Annotated in this window: 18 protein-coding genes; 14 read left to right on the top strand and 4 right to left on the bottom strand. The window is 35.9% G+C overall.

From position 1 onward, the window contains the following. Positions 1 to 594 carry a 2OG-Fe(II) oxygenase gene (locus E0F98_RS14000; protein WP_132112548.1) on the top strand — a complete coding sequence of 198 codons (594 nt, stop codon included), beginning with the start codon at positions 1 to 3 and terminating at the stop codon, positions 592 to 594. A gap of 84 nt (positions 595 to 678) precedes the next feature. On the opposite strand, the gene E0F98_RS13995 is transcribed toward E0F98_RS14000, so the two are convergent. Continuing rightward, positions 679 to 1410, bottom strand: a complete 732-nt coding sequence (locus tag E0F98_RS13995; RefSeq protein ID WP_132112546.1) for a DUF4339 domain-containing protein — start codon at positions 1408 to 1410, stop codon at positions 679 to 681. Between the two features lie 99 nt (positions 1411 to 1509). Next, on the bottom strand, positions 1510 to 2652 hold the full coding sequence (locus E0F98_RS13990; RefSeq protein WP_132112544.1) for a saccharopine dehydrogenase family protein: 1143 nt from the start codon (positions 2650 to 2652) through the stop codon (positions 1510 to 1512). Positions 2653 to 3101: 449 nt separating this feature from the next. Here E0F98_RS13990 and E0F98_RS13985 point away from each other — a divergent pair, with 449 nt between their 5' ends. Both E0F98_RS13985 and E0F98_RS13980 read left to right on the top strand, forming a co-directional pair. Continuing rightward, the gene (locus tag E0F98_RS13985) at positions 3102 to 3662 is read left to right on the top strand and encodes a DUF6642 family protein (protein WP_132112542.1); all 561 of its coding nucleotides are present in this window, start codon (positions 3102 to 3104) and stop codon (positions 3660 to 3662) included. 234 nt (positions 3663 to 3896) lie between these two features. After that, positions 3897 to 5870 (top strand): glycoside hydrolase family 20 protein, encoded by a 1974-nt coding sequence (locus tag E0F98_RS13980; protein ID WP_132112540.1) that lies wholly within the window; start codon positions 3897 to 3899, stop codon positions 5868 to 5870. 79 nt (positions 5871 to 5949) lie between these two features. Here E0F98_RS13980 and E0F98_RS13975 read toward each other — a convergent pair whose 3' ends face one another. After that, positions 5950 to 6819: an AraC family transcriptional regulator gene (locus E0F98_RS13975; protein ID WP_132112538.1), complete on the bottom strand. Its 870-nt coding sequence runs from the start codon at positions 6817 to 6819 to the stop codon at positions 5950 to 5952. Positions 6820 to 6932: 113 nt separating this feature from the next. Here E0F98_RS13975 and fucP point away from each other — a divergent pair, with 113 nt between their 5' ends. From fucP to E0F98_RS13920, 11 genes are all read left to right on the top strand, one after another. Beyond that, the gene (gene fucP, locus E0F98_RS13970; protein WP_243699252.1) at positions 6933 to 8306 is read left to right on the top strand and encodes an L-fucose:H+ symporter permease; all 1374 of its coding nucleotides are present in this window, start codon (positions 6933 to 6935) and stop codon (positions 8304 to 8306) included. A 52-nt stretch (positions 8307 to 8358) separates the two neighbouring features. Beyond that, positions 8359 to 9978, top strand: a complete 1620-nt coding sequence (locus tag E0F98_RS13965; protein ID WP_243699251.1) for a UxaA family hydrolase — start codon at positions 8359 to 8361, stop codon at positions 9976 to 9978. Between the two features lie 163 nt (positions 9979 to 10141). Next, positions 10142 to 10906, top strand: coding sequence for an SDR family NAD(P)-dependent oxidoreductase (locus E0F98_RS13960; protein ID WP_132112534.1), 765 nt, complete (start codon positions 10142 to 10144; stop codon positions 10904 to 10906). Then, entirely contained in the window at positions 10906 to 11643 is a 738-nt protein-coding gene (locus E0F98_RS13955; protein WP_132112532.1) for a (Fe-S)-binding protein, read from the top strand. The genes E0F98_RS13960 and E0F98_RS13955 overlap by 1 nt, the downstream gene beginning before the upstream one ends. A 4-nt stretch (positions 11644 to 11647) precedes the next feature. After that, the gene (locus E0F98_RS13950) at positions 11648 to 13024 is read left to right on the top strand and encodes a lactate utilization protein B (protein WP_132112530.1); all 1377 of its coding nucleotides are present in this window, start codon (positions 11648 to 11650) and stop codon (positions 13022 to 13024) included. Between the two features lie 2 nt (positions 13025 to 13026). Beyond that, positions 13027 to 13611: a LutC/YkgG family protein gene (locus tag E0F98_RS13945; RefSeq protein ID WP_132112528.1), complete on the top strand. Its 585-nt coding sequence runs from the start codon at positions 13027 to 13029 to the stop codon at positions 13609 to 13611. 116 nt (positions 13612 to 13727) lie between these two features. Then, positions 13728 to 15260 carry an alpha-L-fucosidase gene (locus tag E0F98_RS13940; RefSeq protein ID WP_132112526.1) on the top strand — a complete coding sequence of 511 codons (1533 nt, stop codon included), beginning with the start codon at positions 13728 to 13730 and terminating at the stop codon, positions 15258 to 15260. Positions 15261 to 15346: 86 nt separating this feature from the next. Continuing rightward, a complete protein-coding gene (locus E0F98_RS13935) occupies positions 15347 to 16201 on the top strand; it encodes a fumarylacetoacetate hydrolase family protein (protein WP_132112524.1) in 855 nt (284 codons plus the stop codon). Between the two features lie 3 nt (positions 16202 to 16204). After that, positions 16205 to 16543 (top strand): L-rhamnose mutarotase, encoded by a 339-nt coding sequence (locus tag E0F98_RS13930; protein ID WP_132112522.1) that lies wholly within the window; start codon positions 16205 to 16207, stop codon positions 16541 to 16543. Further along, positions 16540 to 17367: an amidohydrolase family protein gene (locus E0F98_RS13925; RefSeq protein WP_132112520.1), complete on the top strand. Its 828-nt coding sequence runs from the start codon at positions 16540 to 16542 to the stop codon at positions 17365 to 17367. Before E0F98_RS13930 ends, E0F98_RS13925 begins: the two co-directional genes overlap by 4 nt. Before the next feature lie 12 nt (positions 17368 to 17379). Beyond that, complete coding sequence (locus E0F98_RS13920) at positions 17380 to 18159, top strand: L-fucose dehydrogenase (RefSeq protein ID WP_132112518.1); 780 nt, start codon at positions 17380 to 17382, stop codon at positions 18157 to 18159. Between the two features lie 241 nt (positions 18160 to 18400). On the opposite strand, the gene nagB is transcribed toward E0F98_RS13920, so the two are convergent. Further along, positions 18401 to 20329 (bottom strand): glucosamine-6-phosphate deaminase, encoded by a 1929-nt coding sequence (gene nagB / locus E0F98_RS13915; protein ID WP_132112516.1) that lies wholly within the window; start codon positions 20327 to 20329, stop codon positions 18401 to 18403. Positions 20330 to 20348: the final 19 nt, after the last annotated feature.

Genomic DNA, 20348 nt, shown 5'->3' with positions numbered 1-20348 from the left:
ATGGAAAATAGCTTTGAAGCTTTAATTACCTCCTACATTGAGAACAAGGTAGGTATCTCTGAAAATTTTTTAAGCAACGAACTAGCGAACAGCTTAAAGCAAAATTTACTCGCCTTAAACCAGCAAAACTTATTGATTGTCGCAGGAACTGGAAACTCAGAAGTGATTACGTATGACAACGCAGTGCGAAGTGATTCTATTTACTGGCTCGACAAAAAGCACAACAATGAATTTGAAAATGCTTTTTTTGTCCAAATAGAGGCCTTTATTGCCTACTTAAATGAGAGTTGCTTTACCGGAATTACCGGTTATGAATTTCATTATTCGCTGTATGAAAAGGGGGATTTTTACCTGCAACATTTCGATCAATTTCAGAATAATCCTAGTCGGAAATATTCGATGATTAGTTATCTAAATGATAATTGGCAACCCGAAGATGGTGGAGAGTTACTAATTCACCAAGAAAATAACAACCAAAAAATTTCACCTACTCAAGGAAAGACCGTCTTCTTTAAAAGCGATGAGTTACTTCATGAAGTTTTGGTTACTCAAAATACTCGAATGAGTATTACTGGATGGTTAAAATGTGATTGATGGTGTAATTGTTTAAGCCAACTAACCTACTTTTATATAAAAACTAGATTAGTTGGTTTAATTTTTAATCAAAGTCGTAATTTATTAACGAATCGTTTCCAGTATCAAATACAATCTGTCCGCCTCATTAGTGAGCTGGTCTGTTTCAGCTTTTATAGTTTGGATGTCATTTTGTATCAAATTGATCTCTTGCAATTTTTCATTTTCAGACCTAAGGAACGTAAAGGTTTCTGCATCACTTAACGCCCTTTTTGCATTTTCTAATTGATTTTTTTTATCAATAAGTATGCTCTTAATTTCATTAATACGACTATTAATCGAATCTCTTTTTCTTAGGTTATTATTTTCTAATTCAATTCTTTTTCTAATTTCCTCTTGAATGCGTTGCTCGTTACGTTCATTTTGCTCCAGATCAATTTTCTCGTTGCTAAACTCTGTTTCCTTATTTTTAAGGTCTATTTCGCTTCTTTTGTTATTTTGAATAACGTTGAGAACAACCACAGCTGTAAATATCGCTAGAAATAAGAGGGCTAAAAAAAAGTGACTTTTCTTTAATCCCAGGATAGTTGATTCTGATTCCTTTTCATCCTCAATTTTGGGAGTAGAAATAGTTTCGGGAGTAGGAGTGGTGAATTTTATAGGTGGCGGAACTACTGTGAAAAAAGAGCTAAGTTCTTCGATATCATGAGCATGTTTCCATTCGTCCATACCTTGATACCATACTAAAGTAGCTTTGTTTATTTGTTGGGATTTTAATTCTTCTAGTGTAAAAGGGCCACCATTTTCCTTTCCATTATTGATGTAGTAGATTCTCATTATTTGCAAATATTAACTGTGCTTTTATAGAACGTAATATTACAAAAAAATGTATTTCGATTGGGCAGAAAATGGCAGTTTGTTTTGTCTGGTTGTGCGCTATAGTTTTCCATATACTTTTGAAACAAAATGCCCGTCGAGAAATGCAGCTGAATCAATTTGGCTTTGAAGAACAGCACCTTTATGTTTTCCTTCTAGGAGTAATTGTGCGGCTTGCGCCAAAGGTGCTGCGGTAGTAGTTTGAATTGCTCTTAGTTGATGATTCCCTATTTTTTGCGGGAGAATAGTTTTAGCTATTTCGCGACGGCGTAAAACACCTTCGATATCTTTACCTTCTATGGCGGCATACAATATAATTTGGTCATCCTCTACACGAGGAATTACCTCTTGCATTTTTTGCTGTAAGGTTTTAATGGCAGCTTCGGTGGTTGCAGCTTTTTTAATTTGCTTTTCTACCCAAGCATAATGACCAGGATATCGCAATGTTTTATAATCAAGCCGACATACTTTTCCTGATAATGCATCGGGTAAATCAGCGGCACCTCCGGAGGTAAGATCTTCTTCATAAGAAATACCATCAATGATAATAGTAGCTCGCTCTGATAAGGATGGAAGTGTTGTTTTAACGTAGTCTCTTAATACAATTGTGTCTTTTAGATATTCGGTGGCAACACCAACAGGACTCCAGGTAAAACCATAAAAATGTGGTGCTACAGCATGTTTCGTTAGCGCACCTACTTTAAATTCCAGTGTGTGAACAGAGTTTACTTTGTAGTCGTTGCAAAATTGTAGGAACAATTCATGGGCTAATAAATCAATATATCCTGGTGCTAAACCAGTTTGTAATATAAAACCAGTTGTAGCATTTTTAGACAAGGCTTTAATCTCTTCGGTTTCGGCAACGTATTCTGTAAGGTTTGCGTAATGAAGGTTGAAGTCTTTTGCAAATTGAGCAATTCTCGGCGCTGCACTACCTGGCAAGCAATCCAGAACAATATCTCCTTGCAGAAAGATGTCCTCCATCTCGTCAGTTATTCCAGTTTCGACAAGATCAAAAGCTTTTATAGTGCAGGGTTTTGTAGTGCCTTCTTCAACCCATTTGGCTACTTTTTTAGCTTTTAAAAAACTCCTGTCCCCTATAAAAAGAGTAGGAGTGATATCACTCCATTCCGCCAAAATTAAACTAACTGCCTCAGCGATGCCACCAGCTCCCGCTATAATAATATTGTAATGTTTTTTCATAATCTAAAGTTAGTCTTTTTATCGAAAATAAATTGCGATATTTTTAAAATTCTCTAGTGATTTTGTTTTGTAAATTGTTGATAATTAATTTTTTGTGTATTTTTTATAATATAGAAGTACACTTTTTTTAATGATGTAGACAGACGGAATACTGCTATTTCGAAACATAAAATAATTACAAACTAGAATCAGAGAAAGTATTATATTCGAAATTAGAGGTAATCTGAAACTGTTTTGGTTTCGGGATAAAGTAATGTCTTGCATTAATTATTGGCCGTAAAAGACTCGCTATAATTTTCATTATTAGTATTTTTGGAAAATAAATAGCTAATAAGTTTTAGACCTCGTTTTTAATGCAAATAGAAGTCACAGTATAGTTATTTCATTAAGGAGTTCTTTTTTAGTAACAAAAAGTTGTTTGTTTAAAGCAATAAAAAAAATAAAATTTCATGGATAACGATAAATTTATTTTCTGTCTCGAAGTTGTTCCTGATGTAGAAACAGTTATCAATACTGAGGTTTTTAGAAATCTAGGTCAAATTGCTTTGGAACAAGGAATAACAAGTATTTATAGAACCTGCGATACGATTGAAGGAGTCGAAGAGGGTTTAAGTGCGTTGCGCTACGACGACCATAATTTTAAGGATTATGAAATAATCTATCTTGTAATGCCGGGTGAGGGAAATTCTATATGTGTCAATGAATATTACTACAGTTTAACAGAAATGGCTGAGCTTTTTGAAGGAAAGCTAACAGGTAAAATTTTGCATTTTGCCAATATAAAAGTACTTGATTTAGATCCAGAAGAAGCACAGTATTTTTTAGATGTTACTGGCGCTCGTGCAGTTTCAGGATATGGAGAAGCCATGCAAAATATTAATAGCATTAACTTAGATAAAGCTTTTTTCAGCTTATGCCAAGATCAAGATAATCTAATTGAAATCGTAGAAGAGTTGCATGAAAAGCATTATGGTCTCTGCAAATTACTTGATTTCAGACTGTATTATTAACTGTGGAATATCGAGTTTGAAGGGTGCAAAATTGTATGTGGTATAATGTCTGTTTTTTCTAGGAAACGTAATTTAAACGATAATTGGTTTTTTGTTTTTAATAAAATGAGATATATTTGGCAATTGTGGATTTTAGATTTTTTTCGAAATTTAGTATCAGACAAATCACACCACAGATTATTCATTTTTTAAATAGCAAAGGATAACTTCTATCCTTAAATTAGATTTCACTTTATGAAAAAAGTAATAATAATTAGCCTATTCTTAGGTATTGCAGTAGTATCTTGTAAAAGTCAAAAAACAGTAGTTGCAACTAGTACGGAATTAGCGATAATTCCGCAGCCCAAATTTGTAGAAACATATCAAAAGAAGCTGAATGTAAAATTACTGAATGAGTTAGAATTACCTTCTGATTGGCAACAGTTAGGCGAACAATATATTGCTTTTAATCAAAAAAATAATCTGGGTGCTATACAAATTGTCGATAAGGCAAAAAATACTGCTATTCGAATTAAAAAAGTTCAAAATTTAAGTCTTGAATCTTATACATTACAAATAAATGAGACTGGAGTTCATATAGAAGCTTCAGACTTTGGAGGTGCTTTTAATGCGTTTCAAACCTGGAAACAAATCGTGCTTAGTGCTGAAAACAATAGTGTAATGCAACTGAAAATTGAAGATCAACCGCGATTTAATTACCGCGGACTGATGCTTGATTGCAGTAGGCATTTTTGGACAGTCGATGAGTTGAAAGAAACGATCACGCAAATGTCTTTTTTTAAATTGAACAAACTGCATTTACATCTTACTGATAATAATGCTTGGCGAGTGGAGATTAAAGCCTATCCTAAACTTACATCTGCTGGGACTTATTACAAAGATTACCCAGAATTATCCAATAAGTTTTATACCCAAGAAGATTTAAAGCAAGTAGTCGCTTTTGCGGGACTTCACAATATTGAGGTAATTCCAGAAATTGATTTACCAGGTCATGCGATTGGTATTCTTGCTGCTTACCCTAATTTGTCGTGTACAGGCGGTGATTTTGAAGTGTTTCCGGAGGAAATGCCTATGAAAGATCGCAAGAGAATGAACGTGAACATGCTTTGTCTTGGGAATCCGGATACATATACTTTTGCAGAAAAAGTGATTCAAGAAATAGCTGCTATTTTTCCTTCTAAGAAAATACATTTAGGAGGTGATGAGGTACCGACAAATATTTGGGAAAAATGTTCGAAATGTCAAAAACTACATCAACAAGAAAATTTAAATACATGGGGCGAATTACAAGATGTTTTTACAAAAAAAATGTCGGCCGTAGTTAAGAAATACGACAAAACCATGGTGGGCTGGGATGAAATTAATGAGAGACATGCCGCTTCGACAGAGGATATTGTTATGGCGTGGCGTGACTATGGATTCAATCAAGCCGTAGAAGCCTTAGAAAGGAATGTTCCTGTAATAATGGCGCCGCAGCACGGCTGTTACTTCGATTGGGGCTACGCTGGAAATGCAACTAGGAAGGTTTATGAATGGGATCCTATCTCTGCGGAGATGGAAGCCTTAAAGAAAAACAATTTAGTTTTAGGAGGGCAGGCTTGTTTATGGACGGAGCGTGTTGCAACTCAAGATAGAGTAGAAGAGATGTTATATCCTAGAATTACAGCTTTGGCCGAAGTTCTTTGGTCTCCAAAGGAAAACAGAAATTGGGATTCCTATTTAAAGCGATTAGAGCAAAGTTATGATCACATGAAAACTTTGGGAATTAGCTATTATGTTGATGACGCCATAAATGAAAGCGAGTTTATTCCTAAAAAAGAAAAACCAGCCTTGGTGAGACATGCTTGGTTAACTACCAATCTTCCAAATCATGGAAATTATCACCTCGAGTACATTTTTGATGGAAAATCAAATACTTTTTATTGGGGAAGCAGAAGCATTGGAATTGGTGATTTTTACCAAATTCAATTGGGCGAACCTGTTCTGGCCAATAAAATTACAGTAATCACTGGAGATTCAAAAGACTATATTCAGCATGCTGATTTATTAGTTTCTGAAGATGGAGAAACATTTAAAAAAGTGGGCTCTTTTTCTGATGACGGAATGGCGGCAGTGGATTTAGGTGGCAAAACCATTCGTGCAATTCGTATTGAAGCTACAAAACAACATACGAGCTGGCCAGTTATTAAAGAAGTTAAAATCGAGTAGTATGATCATTGTAGAAGGCTGCTAGAAAACGTTCTTAATAGAGTAAGGCATTATTTAAGAATCCTAAATTTGAAAATAGTCAATAATTCTCAGCATTTTTCTTGTACTCTTTTGGGGTTGTACCTGTTAGTTTTTTAAATATTCTGTTGAAATTAGAGGCGGTTTTAAAGCCGCAATCATAAGCAACCTCAGACATGCCCATATCTGTTTCGATAAGAAACTTACAGGCTTTTTCAACCCTTATTTCGTTGAGGTATTCTACAAAGCTTTTTTTTGCTTTCAGTTTAAATGTTCGACAAAAAGAAGTCGGGGTGAGATTGGCAATTTTGGCAATTTCGACAAGTGAAATATCTTCCTTGTAGTTTTCTTGTACATATATAAAAACATCCGAAAGACGATCATTTTTAGTTTGATCGTTTAGCGGGGAGTAGGCTTCGTTGTTTACAAAAGTAAGGTCAGTACTTTCAGAAAGGATAGATAGTATTTCAAATAGTCCAATGATAATTTCGAAATTCTTTTTGTGAACGAGTTTCTCTAGTTTTTTAGCAATCTGTTTATTTGTTTTGCCGCTTATAGATAATCCTCTAATACCACGGTTGAACAACGCATTGATTTTTTGGGCTTCCTTCATCTCGTAAAAAGCAGGACCAAAGAGTTCTTTATTAAAGTAAACGACAATTGCCTTCGCTTTTAGATTATTAATATCTTGGTAGTACATTTCGTCGTTCAGCCATACATGTGGAATATCTGAACCCAAAAAAACCATATCGCCAGATTCAAAAGGAGCCACTGAATTCCCAACAATTCTTTTGCCATAACTTTCCTTAATATATACTAACTCAAGCTCAGGATGGGAATGGAAAGGCGATTGAAAAAACGGTTCTTCTCTGGAAATTACAGAAATTGAGCTGTTTAGATAGGATGTTATTTTAGTTTTTTCAATTTTCATTTCTAGAGCAAAGATAATTAATAATTAAATAAAGATAATATCGGATTAATATACATATCGTAAATATTATAACTTTCGACTTCTAAAATACTATCAATTTAATAAAAATAGGTATGGCATTAAATTCTCAGTCGGTTGCACAAAATAAAGCTATTTCTAATGAAATGCCAACAATAAACAATTATTCGAATGACAATGGAAAAGGAAATCCTAAGGATTCTAATCATAAAGAGCAAGAAACAAACGAATCAAAAAAGTGGTTGTTTCCGTTTATCTTAGTTACGAGTTTGTTTTTTTTCTGGGGATTTGTTCATAATCTGGATCCTATTTTAATTCCGCATTTAAGGAAGGCTTTTAATTTGACAGATCTAGAGTCTTCTCTTGTTGACTCTGCCGTTTTCATCGCTTATTTTGTCATGGCACTACCTGCAGGGTATGTAATGCGAAAATATGGATACAAATCTGGAATTCTAATTGGACTGGTTTTGTTCGGTATTGGTTCTCTTCTTTTTGTACCGGCCGCAAATTCTTTACAATATGTTTATTTTCTAGGCGCTTTGTTTGTAATCGCTTGTGGATTAACATTCTTAGAAACGGCAGCAAATCCGTATGTGACTATATTAGGACCTGCTGAAACCGCAACCAAGAGATTGAATTTTTCACAATCTTTTAATGGATTGGCTGCATTTATCGCGCCTACAGTTATAGGACCAATTATTTTATCGGGTAAAAACTTGACTGAAACCGAGATGGCGAGCATGTCGTCAACGGAATTGAATACTTATCTAGCTTCAGAAGCTGCAAGCGTAAAAATGCCTTACTTAATTTTAGGTTTGATAATTCTGGCTGTTGCAGTGGTATTTTATTTTACCAATATGCCAGATGTTAAGGAGAACGATAATGAGGGTGGTGAAGGATCTAGTTTTGGATCTGCCTTAAAGTCAATGAAATTAAGATGGGGTATTGTTGCTCAGTTTTTTTATGTAGGAGCTCAGGTTTGTGTGGCTAGTTTTTTTATAAAAATGGCTACTACTACAGCTGGTATAGAAGAGGCAACGGCTGCCAAATTCTTAGGGTTTTTTGGTTTGGCATTTATGCTAGGCCGCTTTGCAGGGACTTTTTTAATGCAGTATATCCACGCTCGAAAATTACTTATAATATACGCTACAATTAATATTTTGTTGACTATTATTACAATTACAGGAACGGGAATGATTGTAGTCTATACATTAATAGCAATTGCTTTCTTTATGAGTATCATGTTTCCTACTATTTTCTCTATGGGAATCGACGGACTTGGTCACAACACTAAAATTGGTTCTTCATTAATCGTGATGGCAATTGTAGGCGGAGCTCTATTGCCTCCTGTTTTAGGACTGATTTCTGACGCGACAGGAAGTATTCAAATGGGTTACCTTGTTCCATTAATCTGTTTTGCAGTGATATTATTATTCGCATTCAACGGACACAAAGCTAATAAAGCATAATTTTTATTTATATACAATGTTAAACAACGAAACGAAAAGACTGGTATTAAAAATGCACCCAAAAGACAATGTTTTGGTGGCTTTGACAGATTTACCACAAAATGAAAGAGTGATTTTCGAAGAAGAAACTTATGTTCTTCAGGACGCTATTAAAGCAAAACATAAATTTTATACAACAGATTTAAATACAGGTGATGAGGTAATCATGTATGGAGTACTAGTTGGAAAAGTGCAATGTGATATCGCTAAAGGAAGTTTGATGACTATCGAAAACCTCAAGCATGCGGCTGAACCTTATGCGTATAGAGAAGTAGATTATTCTTGGCAGGTTCCAGATGTGACCAAATATAAAGATAGAACATTTAATGGTTTCAAAAGAAAAGATGGCCGTGTAGGTACTGCTAATTATTGGTTGTTTGTTCCAACAGTATTCTGTGAAAACAGAAACTTAGATGTAATTAAAGAAGCATTGCAAAATGAATTGGGTTATTCTGTAAGTGATAAATACACACAGTATACGCATCAGTTACTAAAGGCTTACCAAGAAGGAGCCGATATGGATTCGATTCATTTAGAATTAGCACCATCAAGTCAAACGAATCGTATTTTTAAAAATGTTGATGGGATAAAATTCCTAAATCATCAAGGTGGATGTGGTGGAACACGTCAAGATTCAGCTACTTTAAGTGCCTTATTAGCGGCGTACGCTAATCATCCTAACGTAGCAGGAATTACGCTTTTGAGTTTGGGTTGCCAGCATTTACAGGTTCAGGATTTTATAAATGATGTAAAAAAACAAAATCCATCGTTTGACAAACCGTTGCTTGTTTTCGAACAACAACAAACAGTAAGCGAGGAACAACTAATTGCGGATGCAATAAAGCAAACTTTCGCTGGATTAGTAGAAATAAATAAATTAGAAAGATCTCCAGCACCACTAAGCGATTTAGTTTTAGGAGTAAAATGTGGAGGAAGCGATGGTTTTAGTGGCGTTTCTGCGAATCCAGCTGTTGGTTATACTTCTGATTTATTGGTCGCTTTAGGTGGTAAAGTGTTGCTAGCGGAATTTCCTGAATTGTGCGGTGTAGAACAGAATTTAATCGATCGCTGTACTTCAAAGGGATCAGCTGAGAAGTTTATTAATTTGATGCAATCTTATGATGCTTTGGCTCATAAAGTTGGTTCTGGTTTTCACATGAATCCATCGCCAGGAAACATCAAAGACGGATTGATAACAGACGCTATCAAAAGTGCCGGTGCTGCTAAAAAAGGCGGAACTGCTCCAGTGGTAGATGTTTTAGATTATACTGAACCTGCAACAAAACCGGGACTTAGCTTAGTTTGTACACCTGGAAATGATGTCGAAGCAACTACAGGAAAAGCAGCTGCTGGAGCGACATTAATTTTGTTTACAACCGGTTTAGGAACACCAACAGGAAATCCAGTTTGTCCAGTAATTAAGGTAGCAACCAACTCGGTTTTGGCTAAAAAAATGAGCGATATTATCGATATAGATTGTGGTCCGGTTATTAGTGGAGAAAAATCTATTGAGGAAATGGGAGAAGACATTTTAGAATATTGCATCAAAGCTGCAAGTGGAGAAATTATTCCAAAAGCAGTACAATTGAATCAAGACGATTTTATTCCTTGGAAACGAGGAGTTTCTTTATAATTTTTTACGCCAAAGGGTTAGTGATTTAATTTCAAAAAAGGCAAAACTAAAGCTATATGCTATTTGCGTCATTAAGGTTATGCTAAAACTTAAATGAACTTAAATTTCTTATATGGTTAAAAATCATATCATTATTCTTATTAAAAATTAAAAAACACATATTATGTTTTCATTACAAAATAAAATAGCAGTAGTTACAGGTGGTGGTAGCGGAATAGGAAAAGCGATTTCGGCTTTATTTGCTAAACAAGGAGCAACAGTTCATATTTTAGAATTAACAGAAGAAAGCTCTAAAATAGCAGTTGATGAAATCACAGCTGAAGGCGGAAAAGTTTTTGCTCATGCTTGTAATGTAGCGAGTCATGAAGCAGTAGTAGCAACATTCGAAAAAATTGGAGCTATCAATATTCTGGTTAACAATGCTGGTATTGCTCATATTGGAAAAGTTGATACAACGCCCGAAGCTGATTTTGATCGCATTATGAATGTAAACGTTAAAGGAGTTTACAACTGTTTGTTTGCTGCGATTCCGCAATTACGAAAAAGCAACGGTGGTGTGGTAGTAAATATGGCATCAATTGCTGCTTGGGTTGGGATTCCAGATCGATTTGCGTATTCCACGGCAAAAGGAGCGGTAATGGCAATGACATTATCAGTTGCTAAGGATTATCTTAACGAGAATATCCGTTGTAATTCAATCTCTCCTGCAAGAGTTCATACACCTTTTGTGGACGGATTTATTTCTAAAACATATCCAGGAAAAGAAGCGGAAGTATTTGAAAAATTATCAAAGTCACAACCTATTGGGCGCATGGGTAAACCAGACGAAGTAGCAGCATTAGCTTTATTCTTATGTAGTGATGAAGCAGGATTTATCACGGGATGTGATTACCCTATCGATGGCGGATTTATAAAATTGAACAACTAGTGCAAGTCGCCTTATTCATACCGTGTTATATCGATCAGTTTTATCCACAAGTGGGTATTGCTACTTTGCAATTATTAGAAAAATTAGGTTGCGATGTAAGTTTTCCATTGGAGCAAACTTGCTGTGGACAACCTATGGCTAATAGCGGTTTTGCTAGTTTAAGCAAAGGTTGTGATGCTAATTTTGTCGAAAACTTCTCTGGATTCGATTATATTGTTGCTCCTTCAGGAAGTTGTGTTTTACATGTGAAAGAACATTTACAAGACGCAGCACATCCAGAAAAAGCAGCGAATATTAGAAAGAATGTGTATGAGTTAACAGAATTTTTGACTGATGTTTTAAAGGTCGAAAAACTGCAAGCTCGTTTCCCTTTTAAAGTGGGTTTACACAATAGTTGTCACGGGCAAAGAGGTTTACATCTTTCGTCAATGACAGAAACAATGACGCCTTCTTTTTCTAAACCAGAACAGTTGCTGAATATGGTTACAGACATTCGGTTAAGTAAACCCAAGCGAAATGACGAATGTTGTGGTTTTGGTGGTACTTTTTGTGTGTTCGAAGAAGCCGTGAGTGTCAAAATGGGGAAGGACAGAGTTGCTGAACATGATGACAATGAAGTTGATTATATCAGCGGTGGAGACACGAGTTGCTTGATGCACCTAGAAGGAATATTAAAAAGACAAGGAAGTAAAATTAAAACTATTCATATTGCCGAAATATTGAATAGCTCATTATAAAAAGATGAAAATATCACATGCAGCATTAGCAGAGAAATTTATTGCGGACGAGCCTAGAACGGATTGGCACGACGATACCTTGTGGTTTGTTCGTGAAAAAAGGGATAAGGCAGCTCATGGTTTGCCAGAATGGGAACAATTGAGAGAGTGGGGTTCGCAAATAAAAGATCATACGCTTTCTAATCTTTCAAACTATTTAAAAGAATTTGAAGAAAAGGCTAAAGCCAATGGAATCATTGTTCATTGGGCTGGAGATGGAGACGAACACAATAAAATAATCCATACCATTATTCAGAAACACAAGATTCAAAAAATTGTGAAGAGCAAAAGCATGCTTACTGAAGAATGCCATTTGAATGATTATCTACAAGAAAAGGGAATAGAAGTGGTAGATACGGATCTAGGTGAGCGCATTGTTCAGTTTAGAAAGGAGGCGCCGAGTCACATTGTATTGCCGGCAATTCACTTAAAAAGAGAAGATGTTAGTGAAACTTTTCATGAGCATTTACAAACAGAAAAAGGAAATAATGATCCACAATATTTAACTGAAGCCGCTAGACAACATTTACGAGATAAGTTTGTTCAATCTGAGTTAGCGATTACCGGAGTGAATTTTGCCGTAGCGGAAACTGGTGGTTTTGTGGTTTGCACCAATGAAGGAAATGCTGATATGGGTGCACATACCGCTGCAGTACATATCGCCTGCATGGGTTTTGAAAAAATTATTCCAAAGGCAGAACATCTAGCGGTATTTTTGAGATTATTGGCAAGAAGTGCGACAGGGCAACCTATCACCACCTATTCAAGTCATTTTCATAAACCAAGACCGGGTCAAGAAATGCACCTTGTAATTGTCGATAATGGACGCAGCAAACAATTGGGGCGCGAAGATTTTAGAAATTCATTAAAATGCATTCGTTGCGCTGCTTGTTTTAATACTTGTCCGGTGTATCGTCGAAGTGGCGGTCATAGTTATCAAACTGCTGTGGCGGGTCCAATTGGTTCTATTTTGAGTCCTAATTTAGACATGAAAGCCAATGCCGATTTGCCATTTGCGTCTACTTTATGCGGTAGTTGTACCAATGTTTGTCCGGTGAAAATTAATATTCACGAGCAATTGTGGAAATGGAGGCAAGTAATTGTAGCCGAAGGTTATGCTGACTCCACTAAAACAATTGGTATGAAAACAATGGCTTATCTTTTTTCTAAACCAAGTCTTTACCGTTTTGCGGGAAAAATGGGTAGAAGAATGATGAAAGCATTTCCATTTATGACCAACAATAAATTTAACGTGTGGTACAAGCAAAGAGAAATGCCGAAGCCACCGAAAGAGTCATTTAGAGAGTGGTATTTGAAAAACGGAAAAATCAACAGAAAGTAATAATGAGTGTAAGAGAAAATATATTGAACGCCATAGCCACGAACCAACCGACATTAGTTCCGCTTCCTGTTCTTAATCGTACTGCTGTTATTAGCTATGAAGATAGATATGCCCAGTTCAAATCGGTATTAGAAAGCATTGGTGGTAAAACAGAATTGATTTTGAATATAGAGATTGTAATAGAAAAAATTAGGTCAGATAAAGCTAACGATACTTTCATAATTGATACAATTTCTGCTGAATCAATAGATACTGCAGATACCATTGCCCTGTCAGCTTTCGAATTAGAAAAAGTAGAACGAGCTTATATAAAAGGAACGGTTGCGGTTGCTGAAAATGGGGCAGTTTGGGTTTATGAAAGTCAAATGAAAAACCGTTTACTGCCCTTTATTTGTCAGCATTTGGTTTTAGTAATCGATAAAAACGATATTGTAGCCACGATGCACGATGCTTATGATAAAATTAATGTGGGAAGTGAAGGTTTTGGAGCGTTTATCGCTGGGCCGTCAAAAACAGCCGATATTGAGCAGTCGTTAGTTATTGGTGCACATGGAGCGAGAAGTACTACGGTTTATGTAGTGGAGTAATAGTAAAAAATCAATGGCGTTGACAATGGTAATGGCAAAAATCAATAGCAAAAGTCAATGTCGATACCAATTGCAATATTAAATTCAAATTCAATAAAAAATAAATAATCAGTAATATGGGATACAATAATATTAGGAAAAATAGTTTAAAGCGTGCAACAATAGGATTGGCACTTTCGTCAATTGTGTTATCTTCCTGTGCACAACAAAAAAACTTTGTAGTAATTAATCCATCGATGTCTGAGACGGAATTGGTTGAGATTGCGGCAAATATTGTTCCTACGCCAGAGCAGTTGCGCTGGCAACGTTTAGAGTTAACAGGTTTTATACATTTTGGAATAAACACTTTTACCGGAAGGGAATGGGGAGAAGGGAAAGACGATCCTAAGTTATTTAATCCAACAGAATTAGACGCGAGACAATGGGTAAAAGCCTCGAAAGATGCTGGTATAAAACAAGTTATTATTACAGCCAAACATCACGATGGTTTTTGTTTATGGCCAACAAAAACAACCGAATATTCCTTGAAAAACAGCCCGTGGAAAGATGGGAAAGGTGATGTTGTTAGAGAAGTTGCTGATGCTTGTAAGGAACTTGGAGTTGGATTTGGTGTTTATGTTTCACCTTGGGATAGAAACCATCCAACTTATGGTACTGAAGCTTATAATGATGTTATGGTCGCTCAACTTACAGAATTGTTGACGCAATACGGTCAAGTAGATGAGGTTTGGTTTGATGGTGCCAATGGCGAAGGTCCTAACGGAAAAAAGCAAGTGTATGATTTTGAAAGATGGTATGCTTTAATTCGAAAATTACAACCGCAAGCAGTAATTGCTGTTTCTGGTCCTGATGTACGTTGGGTAGGTACTGAAACGGGACACGGTCGTGAGGAAGAATGGAGTGTAGTTCCTGTTGGAAAAAAGAATAAAACAGATAATGGCTCTCAAACCAAGGTTGATACTCCACCCGCAGGAGATATGAGAGGAAGTGTTCTCGGAAGTCGCAGCCAATTGAAAGATGGTGATGCCTTAAAATGGTATCCTGCTGAAACAGATGTTTCCATTCGACCAGGATGGTTTTACCATGAAGCAGAAGATAAAAAAGTGAAAACTCCAGCCTATTTGAAAGAGATTTATTTTCATTCAGTAGGTAGAAATGGTGTTTTACTATTAAACATTCCACCAGATAAAAGAGGTTTGTTTACGGATTATGATGTAAATGCTTTAAAAGAATGGCGAGGAAAACTGGATGAAATCTTTAAAGAGAATCTTTTGAAAGATGCCAAGGCTGTTGGAAAAGTAAAGAATATTAAATCGCTATTAGACGGGAACGATGCGACTCATCATTTATTTTCGATGAAAGGGAATGATAATGAAATTGAAATGGATTTAAAAGGAGAAAAAACATTCAATGTATTGTTGCTTCAAGAAAACATTAGCAAAGGACAAAGAGTAGAAAAATTTATTTTAGAGTATTGGGAAAATGGACAATGGAAAAAAGCAGCTGAGGGAACTACGATCGGTTTCAAACGCTTGCTTGAGTTTCCTACGATAACTACTTCTAAAGTTCGATTGCGCATTTTGTCAGCTAGATTACAACCAGCATTGGCAGAAATTGGATTGTATTTAGACACAACAGATAAAAAATAAAATAAGGCTAATGATAATCCGACACAAGCGCGGTTAAAAAAAAATATTAATTACATTTAATAAGCAAGAATAAAAAAAACATACATATGAAACTTATACGATTTGGAGAAGAAGGACACGAAAAACCAGGAGTAATAATCAACGAAAAAAGATACGACGTATCAGCAATTGTTTCCGATTTTGACGAATCTTTCTTTGAGAATAATGGATTGGAAACCCTAAAAGCAGCTTTGGAAAGCAATCCAGTTTTGCCTGAAGTTGATCAGAATGTTAGATTAGGTTCGCCTGTAGCGAGACCTTCAAAAATAATTTGTATCGGTTTGAACTATGTGGATCACTGTAGAGAGACTGGTGCGCCAATTCCAGCGGAACCAATTATCTTTTTCAAATCGACTACTTCTTTATGTGGTCCAGATGATGATTTAATTATCCCGAAAAACAGCACCAAAACAGATTGGGAAATCGAATTGGCTTTTGTTGTTGGGAAAAAAGCAAGTTATGTTGAAGAAGCGGACGCTTTAGATTATGTGGCTGGTTATGCTTTACTAAATGATTATAGCGAAAGAGCGTTTCAAATTGAAATGGGAGGGCAATGGGCTAAAGGAAAAGGTTGCGATACATTTGCTCCACTGGGTCCATTTTTGGCAACCCAAGACGAAATAGTAGATGTAAATAATATTCCAATGTGGTTGACTGTAAACGGAAAGAAATTCCAAAACAGTAATACCTCTAACTTAGTTTTCAAAATTCCATTTTTAGTTCATTATTTAAGTCAGTTCATGACTTTACTTCCGGGTGATATTATCAGTACAGGAACTCCTCCGGGTGTAGGATTAGGGATTAAACCAGATCCAATTTATATTAAACCAGGTGATGTTATTGAGTTAGGAATGGACGGACTAGGTTCTAGTAAACAAGTAGCGAAAGCATATTCTAAATAAATTATGGCAGCACAAAAATATTGTTTGGCATTAGATTTAGTTGATGATGCGCAGCTGATGGCAGAATATAAATCCTATCATCAAAATATTTGGCCGGAGATTGCAAAAAGTATTAAAGATTCTGGAATTGAGGTGCTTGATATTTATTGTGTGGGTAATAGAATGTTTATGATTATTGAAGCCAATGAAGGATTTTCATTTGATGAAAAGTCAAAAAATGATGCCAATAATCCTAAAGTTCAAGAGTGGGAAGCACTGATGTGGAAATTTCAACAAGCCCTGCCATGGGCAAAGCCTGGAGAGAAATGGATGCTTATGGAAAAAATATTTGAATTGAAATGAGAATAGACAGCCATCAACATTTTTGGAACTATCATCCCGTAAAAGACGCTTGGATTAGTGATGATATGAAAGTAATTCAGCAGGATTTTTTACCAGATGATCTACTTCCATTATTGGAGAAAAATAATATTGATGGCTGTGTTGTTATTCAAGCAGACCAGAGCGAAGAGGAAACTCATTTTCTGCTCGAACTTGCAGCGGAGAATCATTTCGTAAAAGGAGTAGTAGGTTGGGTCGATTTTAGGTCGGAAGATATAGCGGAACGACTAGGGTATTTTTCACAATTCGAAAAGTTAAAAGGTTTTCGACATATAGTTCAAGGCGAATCTGAGGACGATTTTTTACTAAGGGACGACTTTTGTAATGGTATAGCACAGTTGGAGAAGTATAATTTCACTTATGATTTGTTGATTTTACCCAAGCATTTGTCTGTTGCTGCTGAGTTTGTGAAACGTTTTCCAAAACAAAATTTCGTGATTGATCATTTGGCTAAACCCAATTTCAAAGAGGGACATTTTACAGAATGGGAAACGGGAATAAAAGAACTAACAACGCATAAAAATGTAGTTTGCAAGCTTTCTGGAATGGTTACTGAGGCTGATTGGATTAATTGGAAACAAGAAGATTTTAGCTATTGTCTGGATGTGCTGGTAGCCAATTTTGGAATCGATCGTTTGTTGTTTGGAAGTGATTGGCCTGTAAGTTTACTGGCAGCATCTTATGATGAATCATGCAGTATCATTGGCAAATATTTTTCGGATTTTTCGCAGGAAGAACAGCGTAAAATTTGGGGTGGAAATGCAGTGAAATTTTATAATTTATAAAATAGAAGAGAAATGAATTTACATTTAGAGAATAAAATAGTCATTGTAACTGGTGGTGCCAAGGGAATTGGTTTGGGGATTTGTAAGGTTTTAGTTGCTGAAGGCGCAATTCCGGTTATCATTGGAAGAAGAGATAGTGACAATCAAATTGCAGTAAAGGAAATTGAAGCACTTGGAGGAAAAGTAGGATCAGTTGTAGGCGAATTGACAAAACCTGAAGACTGTGAAAATGCCGTTAAGCAGGTTATTGCACAGTATGGACGTATCGATGGACTTATCAACAATGCAGGTGCAAACGACGGTGTTGGATTAGAAAATGGAAATTACGAGTCGTTTATGGAGTCATTGCATAAAAACTTAGTACATTATTATCTGATGGCACAATATGCCTTGCCTGAATTAAAAAAATCAAAAGGAAGTATTGTTAATATTGGTTCGAAAACTGCCGATACAGGACAAGGAGATACTTCTGGTTATGCTGCTGCTAATGGTGGGCGTAATGCTTTAACCAGAGAATGGGCGGTTGAACTATTGAAATACGGTATTCGTGTAAATGCAGTGATCGTTGCTGAATGTTATACGCCATTGTATGAAACGTGGATACGAACTTTTGATAATTCAGAGGAAAAACTAAAACAGATTACAGATAAGATTCCGTTAGAAAACAGAATGACAACTGCCGAAGAAATAGCTAGTATGGTAGTATTTCTGTTATCTGAAAAGTCGAGTCATACTACTGGACAATTGATTTACGTTGATGGTGGTTATACTCATTTAGACAGAAGTATATAGTATGTTTATCGTAGTTTTTCTAGTTTTCTCTAAGAACCATAGGGTGAAAATCGTGCGTATTCATACTAGAACAGCCAAATTTGTTGCCCCAGTGATTGCGGTGTGCTTAAAATGCTAAACTAATTCTTGAGAAAGATAATAAAATAAAAAATCGTCCGTAAAAATCGACTCCGTTTAAATGAAGTCGGTTTTTAGGACAATTTTTTTATTGAAATAGAAATTAACTATGTTCAGTCTTTTGTTAGAATTCCCATCTCACAAAGGCTTCCATAGCTGCATAACATGACATTCCTAATTGATCGTATAGTATAGCTGTTTCTTGATTTCGGTCTTCGGCTCTTTGCCAAAATTCCCTAGCATCAGATCCTTGGAATACCACACCGTCTTTTTGGGATTGGTGTTTAAAGATTCCATGTCTTTTAGCTAAAACTTGGTCTGGACTCATAGGAACAGCCATTTCGATTTCGTCGATTCCCCATTCTTGCCATGCACCTCTGTACAACCAAACCCAGCAATCATCCATATAATCTTTAGATTTTAGATTTTTTACGGCTTCAAAAATAGCATCAAGGCAAACTTTATGCGTTCCGTGTGGATCAGCTAAATCTCCGGCAGCATAGATTTGGTGCGGTTTGATTTTATCGATAAGATCCATAGTTAATTGGATATCTTCAGCTCCTAACGGCTTTTTCTCGATAGTTCCTGTTTCATAGAAAGGAAGTTCCATAAAGTGGATTTGATCGTCTGTCAAGCCTACAAAATTACTAGTAGCACGTGCTTCTCCTTTTCTTATTAATCCTTTCAAATGTCTAACTTCAGGAATATCTATTTCGCTATTCTTTTTGTTTTTAAGGAATTCGATTGATTTTTTATAAATATTTTCAGCTTCAACGCTTTTGATTCCAAATTTATCATTGTAATCAATTACAAAACGTGCAAATCGAAGGGCTTCGTCATCAGCAACTGCAATGTTTCCAGAAGTTTGGTAAGCTACATGAACCTCGTGACCTTGCTCTTGCAAACGCATAAAAGTTCCTCCCATACTAATGATATCATCATCTGGATGCGGACTAAAAATTAATACTCTTTTTCTAGCTGGCTCGGCTCTTTCTGGACGATTAGAATCATCAGCATTAGGTTTTCCACCTGGCCATCCCGTAATCGTATTTTGTAATTTATTGAAAATTTTAATGTTGATGTCATAAGCAGGACCTGAGTCAGCTAATAAATCACTCATTCCATTTTCGATATAATCAGCATCAGTAAGCTTTAAAATTGGTTTTTTGAGGTCTAAAGCTAATCCTAATACCGCTTTTCTAGTCAATTTATCAGTCCACTCAATTTTTTCTACTAACCAAGGTCTATTGATTCGCGTTAACTTAGAAGAAGATTCCTTGTCCAAAACATAGACAGCGTTATCATGTTCTTGTAAGAAAGAAGCAGGGATTTGATTGGTTACAGGTCCTTCGGCAGAAGCTTTAACAATATTTGCTTTTCCTTCCCCCCAAGCCATTAAAATCACTTGTTTGGCTTCCATTATTTTTTTAACTCCTAACGTAATGGCAGTTCTTGGTGTATTATTCAGTCCAGAGAAGTCTTTACTAGCGGCTACTCTTGTAATATGGTCTAATGCAACTAATCTCGTTTTAGAGTTTTGTAGTGAACCAGATTCATTAAATCCAATGTGTCCATTTCCTCCAATTCCTAATATCTGCAGATCGATTCCACCTAAAGCTTCAATCTTGTCTTCATAGGTAGCACAGTAACCCGCAATTTGTTCTTTAGTTAAAGTTCCATCAGGGATGTTGTAATTTTCAGGTAAGATATCAACATGATCCAATAACAATTCTTTCATAAAACGCACATAGCTATTTATGGAATCAGGCTCCATTGGATAATATTCATCAAGATTGAATGTAATTACATTTTTAAAACTCAGTCCTTCCTCTTTGTGCAAACGAACTAACTCTGCGTACAAACCTTTTGGCGTTGACCCGGTAGCTAATCCTAAAATACAGGACTCATTGTTTTCTTGTTTTGACTTGATAAGCGCAGCTATTTGCTGTGCAACAGATTTAGATGCTGCTGTTGAGTTTTCAAAGACTACAGTATCTATGCTTTCGAATCTTTTTTCAAAACCGGTAGCCTTATCTACATTACTTTTTAACATTGTTAGTTTTATTTTTAAG

The sequence above is a fragment of the Flavobacterium hiemivividum genome, assembly GCF_004349145.1.
GTDB classification, from domain to species: Bacteria; Bacteroidota; Bacteroidia; order Flavobacteriales; family Flavobacteriaceae; genus Flavobacterium; species Flavobacterium hiemivividum.
The sequence above is the reverse complement of the archived record's forward strand: the minus strand, read 5'-3'. Positions and strand labels throughout refer to the sequence as shown.